The sequence below is a fragment of the Oribacterium sp. oral taxon 102 genome (assembly GCF_013394775.1).
Classification (GTDB): Bacteria; Bacillota; Clostridia; order Lachnospirales; family Lachnospiraceae; genus Oribacterium.
The window spans coordinates 2,337,501-2,354,611 of record NZ_JABXYT010000001.1 but is presented as its reverse complement, the minus strand read 5'-3'; the positions used below and the strand labels follow the sequence as shown (position 1 = coordinate 2,354,611).

The following is a 17,111-nucleotide window of genomic DNA, read 5'->3' as shown; positions in this document are numbered from 1 at the left end:
CATGAAGTGGAGGATCCCTGCGGAGAAGCTGCGGGAAAAAACCAGCTATATTTACCAGCTCCCCGGCGCGGTGGGGATAGAGCAGGAGATTGCAGGAGAGATTACACGGAGGCTTCCGGACGGAACCGAGCAGAAGATCGGCAAATATACGATCTCACAGGATGGAACTGTCCGGCTGGATTATACCAGTGCAGACTTCCTCGGCGAGCAAGGGGATGTCCTCAGTGAATTCTGGATAAAGGCGCGGGCGAACCTTGATAAGGCGGATGAGAACGGGGAGATCGTTTTCGATACCAAGGAGGGGAAGATCCGCATCACCAACATCGCGGCATCCTACGATATGTATATCGACAAGAAAGGAGAAAAGACGGGGGAACGGGAGCTTCGCTACCGCATCACCGTCGGTACGAGCCGCGGCACGGAGCCGGGGAAGCCGATCTCGCTTACAGATACGATAAAGAGTCAGCCGGAGGGCGCTTACCGGTTTCAGATGAAGCCGGGCAGCTTCCTCGTCGAGAAGCTCGACGCACAGGGCAATAAGACTGCAGTTTCTCTCCCGGGAGAGGCACTACAGCTCACGGCGGACGGCAGCTTCCGTCTGTCGGGACTGGAGCCGCTCGGAAAGGGAGAGCGCTACGAGATTTCCTATCAGGTTTTGGTGGACGGGGATCTCGCGAAGTACACGGAAAAGGAGGATACCGCTGCGGTCAACAGGGCTTCCGCCGGCTGGGACGGCGGTGGGAAGCGAGAGTCAGAGACGCGTACGCCGATCACCACGAAGAAGACGGTCTCTCAGAAGGGCAGGAAAAGCGGGGAATATGATAATAAGAATAAGCTGATCCATTGGAAGGTCGTGGTAAATCCGGATGCAAGCCGGGATGTATCAGGCTGGACCTTCCGGGATGCGCCGGCGCTGCTCCCCTACAAGGGGGAGAGCTATAACCGCATCGTTCCGGGGAGCGTACGGCTCTATAAGGACGGAAACGAGTGGTGGTCGGATCCCGCCAGAGAAATCAAGCTTGCAGAGACGGGGACATACAGCTATGATGCGGAAAAGAATGAGATCCGATATACCTTCCCCACGGGGCGGGAGCTGAAAAGCTCTTATCTTTTCGAATACGACACCACAGCGCCGCCCCTGCAGCCGGGAGAGTATTTCACGGCAGACAACAGCGCGGAGGTGGATCACGAGCAGCATTCCGCTTCGGTAAGCGGCGACGAAGCCCCGGGGCGGTGGAATGTGGAGAAGCAGGCGTTAGGCTATGAGAAGCCGGAGACCGGCACAGGCGGGAAATATATCTTCCCGAAGTGGTCTGCCGCCGTGACAGAGCTTCCGAAGACAGAGGTGAAGGAGCTGCTGTTCGAGGATACGATCAAGGAGGCGTGGAGCCAGGGACATTCGCCGGAGGAGCAGGCGCATTTCGGCAATGCCGCCGTGCTCAGCGAGCAGCTTCGGAAGAACCTGACGCTTACCCTGCGGGACAGCTCGGGGACGAGGGTTCGGCTATTGTCCGGGACAGATCCTCTGGCAGCGGAGTATCATGTAGAAATCAAATTTTATGATGCAGAGGGGAGAGAGATCACAGACCTTCAAAACCGGGATATCGCTGCGGCGGAACGGGTGAAGCGCTTCACCATCCGGATCGGCAGAAAGGACGGGAAGAGTCTCGCCGCCAGTCGTCTGGAGCTGGGAGAATACAGCACGGTGCAGGATATTTCTGTGGGAGGCACCGGGGAAAGCTGGGAGGTGAAGAACACCGCTATAGCAGGCGGCACGGAAAGTACGGCGCATAACCGATATTTCGTTTCCGACGGCGGACTCAGGAAGGAGGTCAAGCGGACATGGGAAAATAATTTCAGCAGCGGGGAGGAGAGCTATTCCTTCGAGAGCCTCGGGGCGGAAAAGCTCCTGAATTACCGCCTGACCCTTTCCACCACTGCCGCGGACGAAGGCAGGGACATTGTGCTTCGGGACAGCCTGCCGGAGGGCATGACGCTGGTGGAGGATTCCGTGAGGGCGTACTTCCTGTCCACTGTGGACGGGAAATATTCCACGCTTTCGGATGCGGGGATCGATCTGAACGATGCGGATACCTTCATGGTAAATACTGCGGAGGATGGGAGGAGCTTCACGATCCGGATCAGAAACTACAAGCTGGATCCGGAGAAGCCGATCATTCATATCTATTATAATGTAAATCTCCTGCGCGGCTGGAAGGAAGCGAAGGAGACGAAGGTCTTCCGGAATACCGTGGAGTGGACGAGCCGCGGCGGGATGGGTCCGGTGCATCAGGAAACCACGGTGACGCGGGATTATCCGAAGATCAGAAAGGAGGGCGTACAGCTTCGGGAGATCGTAGATGGGAAGGAGCAGTACAGAGCGCAGCTCGATTACAAGCTCCTGATCAATGCGAAGGGCGAAAAGCTTGGGACGCAGGATACGATTACGCTGGTGGATGAGATCACGCAGGCTGTGAGGTGGGGACAGTCCTCACTGGCACGGATCGATCCGAAGCTGATTCCGGGCTCTGTGAAGCTCTTCCGCTATGACGGATCCCGGGAGGACGGTGTAGGAGAGGAAATCCAGGATGCGCGCTTCCGCTATACCTATCAGGAGGACGCGGAGAGCGGCAAGCGCATACTGCAGGTGACGCTCCCCAACAGCATTGCCTGCGTGCTGAAGTACAGCTATGAGACCTCCCGGTCGCTGACAAATGACGACGAGATCTCCAACAAGGCGACACTTTCCGGCGGCTACTCCAGTGAAAGCAGGATCAATCTGAAGGAGATCAGCTCGGGCGCGTCGGCGAACAAGGATGTCATTCGCCTGCAGAAGGTGGACAGCCAGAACTTCCGGCAGCAGCTCAGCGGCGCGGTATTCCGCCTCGAAAGCTATGATGCTTCGGCACAGGCGTTCACATCCGCGGATGTCCTTGATGCGGATGGATTTACCGTCGATAAGGAGAAGATCTGGGATCTGAGCCGAGAGAAGAGCCTGAAGAGGGATGTGCTGTATCGTCTGGAAGAGACGAAGGCGCCGGCGGGCTACCGCATTGGTGAGAAATATCATTATTTCATCGTGAAGGGCGACGAGGAGGATAGTGCCGCATGGGAGAAGGCGACGGGCGGCATCGATTCCGAGGCGCTTAGAGAAGTTCAGGCGAAGCTTCGCTATCTGAAGGGCGGCGAGGTATATACCGTCGAGAACGAAGCGATGCTTACCGTCGAGAAGCAATGGATGAAAAAAGACGGCAGCACGCTGGAAAAGACGCCGGACTCGGTAAGCTTCAAGCTCTATCAGCGGAAGAACGCAGCGAACCATACGGTATTTATAGAGTCCACAGGCTCATCGCTGACATCGTCAGATCAGTATGCTTTTCAGAGAAAGAACTACGCACCCATCGTGGTGTCTGACGGGGCGAGCTTAAACCTGCGTGCCGTGCTTAGTTGGGGCATCAACTTCGAGGTCGCCATGAAGGACGGGGAGAAGGCAGATATATCCATCGACGGTGAGCCGAAGCAGCGGGTCAAACTGCAGTACGACAAACAGGGAAGAAAGCCGGATGGATTTACGGTACAGCTTCAGGAGATCCACTCGGATATTCATCTTACGGTGCGGCATCTGGGATCCGGGGATCCGCCGGCGGGAGACTGGAACGCGGCGGAGCTTGGAGACATCAAGGTGACAGACGGAGAGGGACCGGCACCGCCGAAGCTGATAGGAACCTATACCATCTACAGGAATCCGGCAAAGAACAATACCGGGAAGGCGTGGAGTATGGTCTTCGATCAGCTGGAGGCTTCGGATAAGGACGGAAATCCATATTTTTATTCTGTAGAGGAGCTGGACGTGCCGGAGGGGTTTCTGACGACATACAGTCAGGGAGCGGTGCAGAGCGGATTGATCGTCATAACGAATCAGGCGACAGAAGACACTGTTTACACCCTGCCGGAAACCGGCGGAATCGGTACCAAGAGGCTGTATTTCCTCGGAAGCATGTGGATACTGCTTGCGGGAGCGGCCCTTTGTTATAAAAAGAAACAGGAAGGCAAGGAGAAAGGAAAGAGAGATGAAAGGATTTAGAAAGATCACGAGTGTCCTGCTGGCGCTGGCAATGCTGCTCGGCATATCCATGACAGCACTTGCGGAGACGAGCTCTGCGGTGAGCGAGTTCACCATCAGGAAGCTGAGCGGAGACAGCCATCAGTATGCTGTTTTCCAGATATTTACGGGAACGTACAGCGACGGTAAGTTCTCCGATATCAAGTACGGACAGAATACCGCATCCGGAAACACGGCAGGAACGGCGGTTCCGGAGGATACGCTGACGAAACTGACTGCACTGGAGAATAAGAGCGACAGGGAGAAGCTGGACAGCATCCTTCCCTTGGTAAATCTCACAGGGACGCCGTTTGCGAGCCTTGCCGCAGGAGATACGGAGGTGAAGGTGGCTCCCGGCTACTATCTCATTCAGGATACGACGGCGCTTGACAAAGCAAACGACGCGCGGAACCTCTATGTGGTTGCAGTATCGGAGAATATCGAAATCAAAAGAAAGACGGACATCCCTACGGTAGATAAGGAAATCTATGACAATGCGGACAACGGAGTGGCAGCCGGCTGGGGGGAGACTGCAGACCACAATCTGAACGAGAGCTTCCAGTTCCGCCTCACCGCGACGGTACCGGCGGACGCGAAGATCAAGGACTACAAGGACGCGTATCAGCTTACCTTCCATGATGTAATGTCCGCAGGCATCAGCTTCGAGCGGATCGACAGCGTGGAGGTCAACGGGGTTTCGATTGCGGCCTCTGCCTACACCACGACTGCGACAGAAAATATGACGGCTAAGGAGTGGACGCTGACCATTCCGGACGCAAGAAGCTATGTAAATGGGGGAGAGCAGGAGCTGAAGATCGGCGTAACCTACAGTGCGCATCTGAATGACAGCGCAGTGATCGGAAACCATGACGACAATAAGAACACCGTGGATCTGGAGTTCTCCAACAACCCCAATGGAGAGGGGAAGGGAAAGACCAAGGAGGACACGGTCTGGGCGTTCAGCTATGAGCTGAAGAACAAGAAGGTTCGGGATACCGAGAACGGAGCCGCGCTTCAGGAGGCAGGGTTCCGGCTCTATAAGAGCTATGATGCATCGAAGGAGGGCGACGCGCAGTTTGCCGACGAGGTGAAGCTGATCCGGAAGGACGGCGCTTACAAGCCGGCAGCCTCCGGTGAGTCCGGTGTGGAGATGCGCTCCGGCAGCGACGGAACCTTCAACATTCAGGGGCTGGATGCCGGAACCTACTACCTTCGGGAGACGACGACGCCCGCCGGCTTTAATTCTCTGACTGCGCCGATCACGGTTGTGATCCGTGCGACCCACACAGAGGACAGTGAGACGACGGCACATACGGATATTACGATCACGAAGGATAGCGCAGAGGTTGACGAAATCGTAGTCGTAAACAAGCAGGGTATCACGCTGCCCTCGACCGGCGGTATGGGTACCACCGTGCTCTACGCAGCCGGCGCGCTGCTGGTGATCCTTGCCGGCGCGGCAGTGGTAGTGAAGAGACGCAGAGAGGCATAAATCTGCGGCAGGAATACGGAAATAGAGGGGAGAAGGCGGGCTGTCCATATAGGGGGCGCCCATGCCTTCTCCTTGACTTTTTTTCTGATTCTGTGTAAGATACATAGGTCGTACGGTGCGTACGAAGCGAGGTGTGGCTCAGTTTGGCTAGAGCACCTGTTTTGGGAACAGGGGGTCGCAAGTTCGAATCTTGTCACCTCGAGGATGAGAAAAAGAAAAGAGCGATTCCGAAAGGATCGCTCTTTTCTGATAGCAGATTTATCGCATATAGCGTAACAGTTCAGCTGAGCCGAAGCATGGGACAGAGAGGGGGACAGCATGAAAACAGCCATTGTTACAGGCGCCTCGAGGGGAGTCGGCAGAGCGATCGCGGAACGGCTCGCGGGAGAGGGCTACCGACTGCTTATTAACTGCCGCTCGCGTTTCGAGCTGCTGGATCATGCCGCGGCGGAGCTTTCGGCGAAGACGTCGTGCATCCCGATCCACGGGAAAATCTCCGGGGAGCTGCTGGAGCGGTATCTGGGTGGAAGCGCTGTTTCTCAAGAAGAGCTTCTTCTTGTAAATAATGGCGGGATTTCCCGTTTTCAGCTCGCACAGGAGGTTACGGACGGAGAACTCATGGAGCTCATGGAGGCGAATCTTCTTTCGATGTTTCGCCTCTGTCGTGCATTGATTCCCTATCTGCTTCGCAGCGGGAACGGGCGCATCCTGAACATTTCCTCGGTTTGGGGTATCTGCGGCGCTTCAATGGAGTCGGTCTATTCCATGACGAAGGGCGGTGTCAATGCCTTCACGCGGGCGCTGGGCAGGGAGCTCGCGCCGAGCCGCATTCCGGTCAACGCGATTGCGCTCGGCGCTGTGGATACGGATATGAACAGCTGGATGGGGGAGGAGGAGCGTGCCGCACTGAATGAGGAGATTCCGTTCGGACGGATGGCGTCTGTATCTGAGGCGGCAGAATTTGCCATGCTTCTTCTGAAGAGTCCCCATTATCTTACAGGGCAGGTGATACAATTCGACGGCGGCTGGATCTAGGCTCCTCCTTCTTCTTTTGACTGTCATTACGCGGCGGTATGCGATCGAAAAAAAGGGGCTGCCGCCGGCAGCCCCTCTGTTGCTTCTTTCCTCATATCTCCGGCGCGATCAGCCCGTAGGTATTGCCCTTTCTCTTGTATACGACATGAACCTTGCCGGTATCTCCATCCTGAAATACGAAGAAACTGTGTCCGACCAGCTCCATCTGGAGGCAGGCCTCCTCTGCGGTCATCGGCTTCAGGTCAAACTGCTTCGTGCGAACGATGCGGATTTCCGGCTCCTCCGGCTCCTCGGTATCGGAGAGGAAGTCGTCCGTGAAAGCATGTACGCTCTGCTTCCGGTCGATGAGCTTTTTCCTGTATCTGCGGATTTGGCGCTCGATGAGATCCTCCACGAGATCGATGGACTGATACATATCCGTCGTTTCCTGCTCGGCGCGGATCACGGTGCCCTTTACCGGGATCGTCACCTCGATCTTCTGCATATCCTTCTGAGTGGAAAGAGTGACATTGCAGAGGGTATCCGCTTTGAAGAACTTGTCCAGCTTTCCCAGCTTTTTCTCCACCATATTGCGTAAGCCATCGGTTACGGTAATCGTTCTGCCTGTGATACTGAATCTCATAAAAGATACTCCTTCCTCGGAGAGCGGTTTCGAAGCAGCGCTCCGTGACTCTCCTTTGTGATGAATACAGTATAGCACTTTTTGAAAAATTTCTCCATAAATAAATGTGCGGAAAATAAAATAATCTTTTAATTCCGCCGCCGCAATTCTGAAATTTCTGTGAAAGGATGAAATGTTTGTGTCCTGCGGGGGATTCCGCCTTGAATTACCGTGGGCTTAGTGGTAGACTTTACAAGTTATAACCGTAAGTGTATCATTTGCCTGGTCGAGGCAGAATCAGGATAAAGGAGCAATACTCAATGAATCTTTTTGAGAGAATATTCGGAACTCATTCGGAGCGGGAGCTGAAGCTGATCCAGCCGAGGATCGATGAGATTCTTTCGCTGGATCAGCAGATGACGGCGATGTCCGATGCGGAGCTCCGGGGGCAGACCCCGAAGTTCAAGGAACGGCTCGCGAACGGCGAAACACTGGATGATCTCCTGCCGGAGGCGTTCGCGACGGTGCGGGAGGCCTCCAAAAGAGTTCTCGGGATGCAGCATTATCCGGTACAGCTGATCGGCGGCGTGGTGCTGCATCAGGGGCGCATTGCGGAGATGCGTACCGGAGAGGGAAAGACGCTGGTTTCCACCTGTCCGGCGTATCTCAACGCGCTGGAGGGAAAGGGCTGCCATATTGTCACGGTCAATGATTACCTCGCGAAGCGTGACGCGGAGTGGATGGGGAAGGTTCATGAGTTTCTGGGGCTGAGCGTCGGCGTGATTCTCAATGAAATGAGCGCAGAGCAGAGACAGGCGGCATACCGCTGTGATATCACCTATGTGACGAACAATGAGCTCGGCTTCGACTATCTCCGTGACAATATGGCGATCTACAAGAACCAGCAGGTACTGCGCGGGCTGCATTACTGCATCATCGATGAGATCGACTCGATCCTGATCGATGAGGCGAGAACACCGCTTATCATCTCCGGACAGTCCGGCAAGTCCACGAAGCTCTACGAGGTCTGTGATGTTCTGGCACGGCAGCTCGAGAGAGGAGAGGAATCCGCGGAGTTCTCGAAGATCAATGCGATCCTCGGTGAGGAGATCGAGGAGAGCGGAGACTTTATTGTCAATGAAAAGGAGAAGACGGTAAACCTCACCCAGCAGGGCGTGGAAAAGGTTGAGAAGTACTTCCATATCGAGAATCTCGCGGATGCGGAGAATCTCGAGATCCAGCACAATATCATTCTGGCGCTGCGCGCCAATAATCTGATGCACAGGGATAAGGACTATGTCGTAAAGGATGACGAGATTCTGATTGTCGACGAGTTTACCGGACGGATCATGCCGGGACGCCGTTATTCCGACGGACTGCATCAGGCGATCGAGGCGAAGGAGCATGTCAATGTGAAGCGTGAGTCCAGAACGCTCGCGACGATCACCTTCCAGAATTTCTTCAATAAGTTTGAGAAGAAATCCGGCATGACCGGTACGGCGCAGACCGAGGAGAAGGAGTTCCGGAACATCTATTCCATGGATGTCATTCAGATCCCGACCAATCGTCCGATTCAGCGAATCGATCTGGATGATGCGGTATACAAGTCAAAGAAGGAGAAGTTCAGAGCGGTCGTGGATGAGATTGAGCGGATCCATGAGACAGGTGCGCCGGTGCTCGTCGGCACGATCGCGATCGAGACCTCGGAGATGCTGTCCTCCATGCTGAAGAAGCGCGGCATCAAACACAATGTGCTGAACGCGAAGTTCCATGAGCAGGAGGCGGCGATCATCGCGGATGCGGGCACACACGGTGCGGTGACGATCGCGACGAACATGGCAGGGCGCGGCACCGATATCAAGCTCGATGAGGAGGCGAAGGCGGCGGGCGGGCTGCATATCATCGGTACGGAGCGGCACGAGTCCCGTCGTATCGACAACCAGCTTCGCGGACGTTCCGGACGGCAGGGCGATGTCGGACAGTCGCAGTTCTACATTTCCCTTGAGGACGATCTGATGCGTCTCTTCGGCTCAGAGCGGTTGATGGGGATGTTTGAAATGCTGCGCGTCCCGGACGGGGAGCAGATTCATCACAAGATGCTTTCCAATGCCATCGAACGTGCACAGGAGAAAATCGAGCTCAATAACTACGGCATCCGTGAGAACCTGCTGAAGTATGATGAGGTGAATAACGAGCAGAGAGACGTCATCTACGGAGAGCGCGAAAAGGTGCTGGAGGGCGACAATATGCGCCCGCTCATCATCAAGTTTATCACTGATACGGTGGACAACTATGTGGATGCCAACATCGCGGAGGAGCAGACCGCGAAGGACTGGGATCTGAGCGGGCTTAACGATACGCTGATGTCCATCATTCCGCTCCCGAAGCTGCAGCTTACCGAGGAGCAGTATGAGACGATGACGAAGAGCGAGTTCCGGCAGATGCTGAAGGAAGAGGCGATCCGTCTGTATGAGCGGAAGGAGGCAGAGTTTCCGAATCCGGAGCAGATGCGGGAGGTAGAGCGCGTCATGCTGCTTCGTGTGATCGACCAGAAGTGGATGAGCCATATAGATGATATGGATCTGCTGCGTGACGGCATCGGTCTGCAGGCATACGGGCAGAAGGATCCGCTGGTCGAGTACAAGATCACGGGCTATGAGATGTTTCAGGAGATGACGAGAGCCATACAGGAGGAGACGATCCGCGTGCTCTACCACATCAAGATCGAGCAGAAGGTCGAGCGGGAGCAGGTGGCGAAGCCGACCGGTACGAACCGGGATGAGAGCGCGGCGAAGAAGCCGGTGAGACGACAGGCACGGAAGGTCTATCCGAACGATCCCTGTCCGTGCGGCTCCGGCAAGAAATTCAAGAACTGTCACGGCGCGGAGCTCTTCGAGAGACTGGCGCAGCAGCCGGCAAAGGAGCTTTGATATGATAGAGTTTGATCAGTTTAAATATGAGCTGGGGCAGAAAAAGGAGCCACTCCGTCATCTCGGGGAGTCTCTTGATCTGGAAAACAAAGAGAAGCGGATCGTCGAGCTGGATCGAATGATGGAGGAGCCGGATTTCTGGACAGACGCCGAGAAAGCGAACCGGCTTTCCACGGAGGCGCGGCATCTGAAGGATGATGTCGAGGGCTACCGGAGGCTCGTGCAGTCCTATGAGGACATCGAGGCGCTGATCGAGATGGGGCAGGAGGAGGAGGATGCAGGGCTCGTCACAGAGGTGCGGGAGGAGCTCGCGGCGTTCTCGGAGACACTCGATGCGATGAGCACGAAGCTGCTGCTGTCCGGCGAGTACGATAATATGAATGCGATCCTGCGTCTCAATGCGGGCGCGGGCGGCACCGAGTCCAATGACTGGGCGGGGATGCTTTATCGTATGTATACCAGATGGGCGGAGCGGCACGGCTATACGGTCAAGGTGCTGGATTATCTGGAGGGAGATGAGGCGGGCATCAAGTCGGTGACGATCGAGATCGACGGTGACTATGCCTACGGCTATCTTCGTTCGGAAATGGGGATTCATCGTCTCGTGCGGATTTCTCCCTTCAACGCGCAGAGTAAGCGGCAGACCTCCTTTGTTTCCTGTGATGTTATGCCGGATATCGACACGGATATCGACATTGAGATCCGTGACGAGGATATCAAGATGGAGGTGTTCCGTTCCTCCGGCGCAGGCGGGCAGCATATTAACAAGACCTCCTCTGCCGTCCGGCTGATCCACATTCCGACCGGCTTCGTGGCGGCGTGCCAGGAGGAGCGTTCTCAGATCCAGAACCGTGAGAAGGCGATGCAGATGCTGAAGGCGAAGCTCTTCATGAAGGAGAAGCAGGAGCAGGAGGAGAAGCTCGCAGGGATCCGCGGCGAGGTCAAGGAGAACGGCTGGGGCTCCCAGATCCGTTCCTATGTCCTTCAGCCCTACCGCATGGTCAAGGATCTCCGCTCCGGAGAGGAGACAGGCAATACCGACGCGGTGCTGGACGGCGACATTGACCGCTTCATTACCGCCTATCTGAAATGGATGCAGCTCGGCTGTCCGGATCGCAAGGTGCAGGGTGGCGACTGATGACACAGGAGTCGGATTACTATGTGGTGCGCGCGAATGCACTGCCGGAGGTACTCCGGAGAGTCGTGGAGGTGAAACGACTGCTGCAGAGCGCGGAGAAGCTGAGCATTGCCGATGCGACGGAGCAGGCGGGGATTTCCCGCTCCTCCTACTACAAATACAAGGATGATATTCTTCCCTTCTATGACAATTCCAAGGGGAAGACAGTGACACTGGTGATACAGATGATCGACGAGCTGGGAGGGATATCCAGGGTTTGCTCGAAGATGGCAGCATATGAGGCGAATATTCTGACGATCCACCAGTCTATTCCCGTGAATAATGTTGCGACGCTGACGGTTTCTGCGGAGATCAGCAGCGAGACCAAGGACATTTCGGGAATGATTCGTGAGATTGAGGCCATGGAGCATGTGCAGTATGTGAAGATCCTCGCGCAGGAGAGCAGGCTGAGCGGGACGAGTGCACAAGGATAAGGATAAGGGACAGGAGAAGAGGTATGAAAGCAGCGATCATGGGCTATGGAGTCATCGGTTCCGGCGTAGCGGAGGTTCTCAGGATCAATCAGGATCAGATCGTCAGAAAGGTTGGGGAAGCGATCGAGCTGAAATATGTGTTGGATCTTCGGGAGGAGATTCCGGAGCATCAGGAAAAGCTGATTCATGATTTTTCTGTGATCGAGAATGATCCGGAGGTCGAACTGGTGGTAGAGACCATGGGGGGCATCCATCCTGCGTATGAATTCATCAAGCGCTGCCTGGAAAAGGGAAAGCATGTGATCAGCTCCAACAAGGCTGTGGTTGATGCCTGCGGCTCGAAGCTGATTCTCACTGCGAGAGAGCATAACTGCAACTTCTATTTTGAGGCTGCTGTGGGCGGCGGGATTCCGGTCATCCGCACGATCTATCATAACTATGCCGGAGAGAAGCTGACAGAGATTACGGGGATTCTGAACGGGACGACCAATTACATTCTGACACGGATGCGGGAGGATGGCAGCAGCTTCGCAGACACACTGAAGGAGGCGCAGCGTCTCGGCTATGCGGAGCGCGACCCAAGCGCGGATATCGACGGCTTCGACACCTCCAGAAAGACTGCGATCCTTCTGTCCATGGCGTCCGGCAACCGCTGCCGTCATGAGGATATCTATACCGAGGGGATCCGCAATGTCTCCGCTATTGACTTTATGTATGCGGAAAAACTGAATATGAACATTCGCCTGCTGGGTTCCGTGCAGGAGGTGGAGGACAGGTATTTCGCCTATGTCGCGCCCCTTCTGATCGATCGGGCAGACCCTCTTTATCCGGTGGACGGTGTCTTTAACGGCATCCGCATTGTCGGGAACTGTCTCGGCACGACAATGCTCTACGGGATGGGGGCGGGGAAGCTTCCGACGGCATCGGCAGTGGTTTCAGATATCATTGCGGCAGTTCGGCACAAGCAGCATTTCCAGGGGATCGGCTGGTCGGAGCGGATGATTGAAATTGAGCCGATGGGCAGCAATGCCTTCCGCTATCTGATCCGGATTGAGGGAATGCCGGAGGGGATCGAGTCGGATATCCGGGAGCTTTTCCTCGATACGGGCGCTGCATTTCAGCCGGTGCTGCTGGACGGCAGGAGTGACGAGTTCGGCATTCTGACGGATCTGATGTTCGAGTCTGATTTCCTCGAAAACCATAAGGAGTTTGAGGCGAAAACCGGCAGGCGGATTTTCCACTTCATGCGGGCGCGTCGATCCGAGACCGAGGCATAAGGACGGAAAAGGTGCTGAACGGCAGAATAGTCAAAGAGGCGAGGTTCGGAACCGCTCCGGTTCAGCTTCGCCTCTTACTGTATAAGTCCCCCTGTCAGGGAGATGCTGATGAAATCGAAAAAGCTACGTGTCAAAGGGCGTGATGCCTAAAAAGCGTGCGGAACGCCGCGCAGGACTTATAAGATTGACGGCACCGAAACTTTCGGCACGGGGACTCTGCTGCGGAGGACAGGAGAAATGGTATACGAAACGAATTCCGCGAAGGAAACCTTCGCGTTGGGAGAAAGGCTGGGACGGGAAGCGGTTGCGGGGAGTGTCCTCTGTCTGGACGGGGATCTGGGAGTCGGCAAGACGGTATTTACGCAGGGCTTCGCCCACGGGCTGGGGGTTTCGGATTATGTAAATTCTCCGACCTTCACGATCGTGAAGGAGTATGAGGGCAGACTGCCGCTTTACCACTTCGATATGTATCGGCTGGGGGAGGAATCGGAGCTTCTGGAAATCGGCTATGAGGACTATTTCTACGGGAAGGGCGTGTGCGTGATCGAATGGCCGGAGCGGGTTGCAGGGCTGATTCCGGAAGAGGCAGACTGGCTCCGCATTACGAAGGAGCCGGAGAAGGGATTTGATTACCGGCGGATCGAGCTTCTGGAGAGAGGGAAAACCGGCGCGGCGCGGGAAGAGCGGAGCTGATACTTCGCTTTGACAGGAGAAAGGATAATCATGCTGACTTTGGGAATCGATTCCTCCGGGCGTACGGCGAGCTGTGCGCTGGCAGAGGATGGGGTGCTGCTGGGAGAATACAGCACGAATATCGGGCTGACGCATTCGGAGACGCTGCTTCCGATGATACAGGAACTGTTTGCTCGCTGCGGGAGACGCTGTGAGGCGCTTTCGCTCGTTGCTGTCAGCGCGGGGCCCGGCTCTTTTACGGGACTTCGGATCGGTGCGGCGAGCGGAAAGGGGATTGCGCTTGCCTATGGCATTCCGATGGCGGCGGTGAGTACGCTGGAGGGGCTCTGCCGGAACGTGGCGGAGTCGGAGCGGTTCGTGCATCCGATCATGGATGCACGCCGGCATCAGGTCTATACGGCGGAATATCTCGGGGGAGTGCTGCGGGGCGAAGAAGAGGCGGTTTCGATCGAGGAGCTGGTAGCGCGGCTGAACAGAGAGGGGGGAAAGCACCTCTTTCTGGGAGACGGCGTGGCGGTCTACCGGGCATATATCGAGTCGAACATGACTGCGGAGCACAGCTTCGCATCCGCCGGGAACCTGCTGCAGCGGGCGGGCTCCATTGCCCTCCTCGGCGAGCGAATGCTTGAGCGCGGAAAAACAGTGGAAAGCGGGGACTTCACACTCAGCTATGTGCGGAAGCCGCAGGCGGAACGGGAGAGAGAACGGCAGGGACTTCGGGAGTTCGATATGCTGCATCAGAACAATGCCGACAGCGCGGAGCGTACCCTGGACAGGAGCTTGCCGCGAAATTACCGGATCGGCGGGCGCAGCGGCTATGAAAATGAAGAGAGTCTATGAAAATCCTATGCGAAAAGCTTCCGCACCATCAATCCTATAAGTCCTGCATACCTGCTGTCCTGTCGGATGCCGGGAATGTCCGCTCATGCAAGCATGGCGTTCCCATGCCGCCTGACAGGGACTTATATAGTAAAATACAGGAAATGACGGAGGCGGATATCCTGGAGGTGCTGCAGCTCTCGATAAAGAGCTTCGGTGCGATGGCGTGGAAGGAACGGGATTTTCTCCATGCTATCGAGAGCCGCTATGACTATCCCTATGTGATCCGGGTACGGGGGCGCTTCGCAGGCTTTTCTCTGCTTCGCTGTCTCGGGCCGGAGGCGGAGGTGCAGGAGATCTGCATTGCAGAGGCGTTCCGAGGGAAGGGATTGGGGAGCTGCCTGATGGATCGAATGATAGAGGATACACGACTGCGCTCCGGCAGCAGCATTTTCCTGGAGGTTCGCGTCGGCAATCGAGCGGCACGGGAGCTCTACCGGAAGAAGGGCTTTGCAGAGCAGTATATCCGCCGCGCTTACTACAGCGATCCGACCGAGGATGCTGCGGTGCTGCGGCTTTCGCTTTCATAAATCCGGTAAATATGTGCCTGTCCGTGCGGATACGGGTAGTCACGTGCTTGCTGCTTGGGGGACTTATACAGTAATATTGCAGACACAGAGGGAACAGTATGTTAGATGTTTGTTTGCTGGGAACCGGCGGTATGATGCCGCTTCCGAATCGCTGGCTGACGAGCCTGATGCTCCGCTCGAGCGGCAGTAATCTGCTGATCGACTGCGGAGAGGGAACGCAGATCGCGATGAAGGAGAAGGGCTGGTCACCGAATCCGATCGATTTTATCTGCTTCACGCATTATCACGCGGATCACATTTCCGGACTGCCGGGGATGCTTCTGAATATGGGAAATGCGGAGCGGACAGAGCCGCTTCATATCCTCGGACCGAAGGGACTTCGGAGAGTGGTGGACGGGCTTCGTGTGATCGCACCGGAGCTTCCTTTCCCTATTCTTTATCATGAGTTTACGGAGCCGACAGAACGCTTTATGCTGGGGCCCTATATCATTGATGCATTTAAGCTGAATCACAAGATTATCTGTTATGGGTATAGAGTCTCCATTCGACGGCTGGGGCTCTTCGATGCGGAACGGGCAAGGGCACAGGGGATCCCGGTGTACTGCTGGAACCGTTTGCAGCATGGAGAAACGGTCACGGATAAGGGAAATGTTTATACGCCGGACATGGTAATGGGAGCAGAGCGGCGCGGAATCTCGGTCTGCTATTGTACGGACAGCAGACCGGTGCCGATCATTGCGGAAATGGCGCGGGATGTCGATCTCTTCATCTGCGAGGGAATGTACGGTGAACGGGAGAAGCAGGAGAATGCCCGCAGGAACCGTCACATGATGATGCAGGAGGCGGCGGAGCTCGGGGCGAAGGCGCAGCCGCGGGAGATGTGGTTTACCCACTATTCCCCCTCTGAGATGCGGCCGGAGCAATACAAGGAAGAAATCCGGCGGATTTTCCCGGTGAAATTTGCACGGGACGGCTGGACGCGGGAGCTGCGCTTCGAGGAGACGCAGGCAGAGGGGCAGGATGGAAGAGAGAAATAGAGAAGAGAAGGTTACGATTCTGGCGATCGAGTCGAGCTGCGACGAGACGGCGGCGGCGGTGGTGCGGAATGGACGGGAGGTGCTGTCCAATGTGATCTCCTCGCAGATCGCGATTCACACGGAGTATGGCGGAGTGGTTCCGGAGATCGCGTCCCGGAAGCATCTCGAGAAGATCGACGAGGTGATCCGGCTCGCGCTCAGGGAGGCGGGCTGCGGCTTCGCGGAGATCGACGCGATCGCGGTAACCTATGGGCCGGGGCTGGTGGGCGCGCTTCTGGTGGGCGTTGCCGAGGCGAAGGCACTTGCCTATGCGTTAGACAAGCCGCTGCTTGGCGTACATCATATCGAGGGACATATCGCGGCGAACTTCGTGGAGAATCCGGAGCTGCGGCCGCCGTTTGTCTGCCTTGTGGTATCGGGAGGACATACGCATCTCGTGCTTGTGAAGGACTATGGAGAGTTTGAGATTGTCGGCAGAACCCGGGACGATGCGGCGGGCGAAGCCTTTGACAAGGTGGCGCGCGCGGTCGGGCTTGGTTATCCGGGAGGACCGAAGGTGGATAAGGCAGCGAGAGAGGGAGATCCGGCGGCGATTCATTTCCCGAGAGGCGAGGTGGAGGGGAGTCCGTATGACTTCACCTTCTCCGGGCTGAAATCCTCGGTGTTGAATTATATCAACAAGGCGAACATGACAGGTGCGGAGATCCGGGTGGCGGATCTCTGCGCTTCTTTCCAGAAGGCGGTGACGGATGCGCTCGTGAGCCGTGCGATCAGGCTTTGCAGAGAGCGAGGCTGCCGAAGCCTTGCTATCGCGGGCGGTGTCGCCTCCAACTCTTGGCTACGGAGAGAAATGGAGGAGGCGTGCGCGGAAAACGGGATACGTTTCTTCCGTCCGAGTCCGGTGCTCTGTACGGATAATGCGGC

13 protein-coding genes and 1 tRNA gene (1 of these 14 only partly in view) are annotated in these 17,111 nt (G+C 56.2%); 13 read left to right on the top strand and 1 reads right to left on the bottom strand.

Annotated features, from left to right (window positions below; translation table 11 throughout):
• Position 1: 1 nt before the first annotated feature.
• The 4 genes from HW273_RS10515 to HW273_RS10500 all read left to right on the top strand — a co-directional run bounded on the left by HW273_RS10515 (position 2) and on the right by HW273_RS10500 (position 6,629).
• Positions 2-4,084, top strand: coding sequence for a Cna B-type domain-containing protein (locus HW273_RS10515; RefSeq protein WP_179012161.1), 4,083 nt, complete (start codon positions 2-4; stop codon positions 4,082-4,084).
• The gene (locus tag HW273_RS10510; protein ID WP_179012158.1) at positions 4,071-5,594 is read left to right on the top strand and encodes an isopeptide-forming domain-containing fimbrial protein; all 1,524 of its coding nucleotides are present in this window, start codon (positions 4,071-4,073) and stop codon (positions 5,592-5,594) included. The genes HW273_RS10515 and HW273_RS10510 overlap by 14 nt, the downstream gene beginning before the upstream one ends.
• A 127-nt stretch (positions 5,595-5,721) precedes the next feature.
• Positions 5,722-5,796 (top strand) — tRNA-Pro (locus HW273_RS10505).
• A gap of 116 nt (positions 5,797-5,912) precedes the next feature.
• Complete coding sequence (locus tag HW273_RS10500; protein ID WP_179012156.1) at positions 5,913-6,629, top strand: SDR family NAD(P)-dependent oxidoreductase; 717 nt, start codon at positions 5,913-5,915, stop codon at positions 6,627-6,629.
• A 91-nt stretch (positions 6,630-6,720) separates the two neighbouring features.
• Here the strand turns inward: HW273_RS10500 and hpf are convergent, their stop codons facing one another.
• Entirely contained in the window at positions 6,721-7,251 is a 531-nt protein-coding gene (gene hpf / locus HW273_RS10495; protein ID WP_179012154.1) for a ribosome hibernation-promoting factor, HPF/YfiA family, read from the bottom strand.
• A gap of 299 nt (positions 7,252-7,550) precedes the next feature.
• On the opposite strand from hpf, the gene secA reads away from it, so the two are divergent.
• From secA to tsaD, 9 genes are all read left to right on the top strand, one after another.
• Positions 7,551-10,160, top strand: coding sequence for a preprotein translocase subunit SecA (gene secA / locus HW273_RS10490; RefSeq protein WP_179012152.1), 2,610 nt, complete (start codon positions 7,551-7,553; stop codon positions 10,158-10,160).
• Between the two features lies 1 nt (position 10,161).
• Positions 10,162-11,298, top strand: a complete 1,137-nt coding sequence (gene prfB / locus HW273_RS10485) for a peptide chain release factor 2 (RefSeq protein ID WP_179012150.1) — start codon at positions 10,162-10,164, stop codon at positions 11,296-11,298.
• On the top strand, positions 11,298-11,771 hold the full coding sequence (locus HW273_RS10480) for an ACT domain-containing protein (RefSeq protein ID WP_179012148.1): 474 nt from the start codon (positions 11,298-11,300) through the stop codon (positions 11,769-11,771). Before prfB ends, HW273_RS10480 begins: the two co-directional genes overlap by 1 nt.
• Positions 11,772-11,794: 23 nt before the next feature.
• The gene (locus HW273_RS10475; protein ID WP_179012146.1) at positions 11,795-13,048 is read left to right on the top strand and encodes a homoserine dehydrogenase; all 1,254 of its coding nucleotides are present in this window, start codon (positions 11,795-11,797) and stop codon (positions 13,046-13,048) included.
• 237 nt (positions 13,049-13,285) lie between these two features.
• Positions 13,286-13,741: a tRNA (adenosine(37)-N6)-threonylcarbamoyltransferase complex ATPase subunit type 1 TsaE gene (tsaE, locus tag HW273_RS10470; RefSeq protein ID WP_179012144.1), complete on the top strand. Its 456-nt coding sequence runs from the start codon at positions 13,286-13,288 to the stop codon at positions 13,739-13,741.
• A gap of 30 nt (positions 13,742-13,771) precedes the next feature.
• Entirely contained in the window at positions 13,772-14,581 is an 810-nt protein-coding gene (gene tsaB, locus HW273_RS10465) for a tRNA (adenosine(37)-N6)-threonylcarbamoyltransferase complex dimerization subunit type 1 TsaB (protein ID WP_179012142.1), read from the top strand.
• 143 nt (positions 14,582-14,724) lie between these two features.
• Positions 14,725-15,150, top strand: a complete 426-nt coding sequence (gene rimI / locus HW273_RS10460; protein ID WP_179012140.1) for a ribosomal protein S18-alanine N-acetyltransferase — start codon at positions 14,725-14,727, stop codon at positions 15,148-15,150.
• A gap of 98 nt (positions 15,151-15,248) precedes the next feature.
• Positions 15,249-16,187: a ribonuclease Z gene (locus HW273_RS10455; protein ID WP_179012138.1), complete on the top strand. Its 939-nt coding sequence runs from the start codon at positions 15,249-15,251 to the stop codon at positions 16,185-16,187.
• Positions 16,171-17,111, top strand: the 5' portion of a protein-coding gene (gene tsaD / locus HW273_RS10450; RefSeq protein WP_179012136.1) for a tRNA (adenosine(37)-N6)-threonylcarbamoyltransferase complex transferase subunit TsaD. 97 nt of this gene lie beyond the right edge of the window; 941 of the gene's 1,038 nt are visible here — the first part of the coding sequence; its start codon is at positions 16,171-16,173; the stop codon falls past the right edge of the window. The genes HW273_RS10455 and tsaD overlap by 17 nt, the downstream gene beginning before the upstream one ends.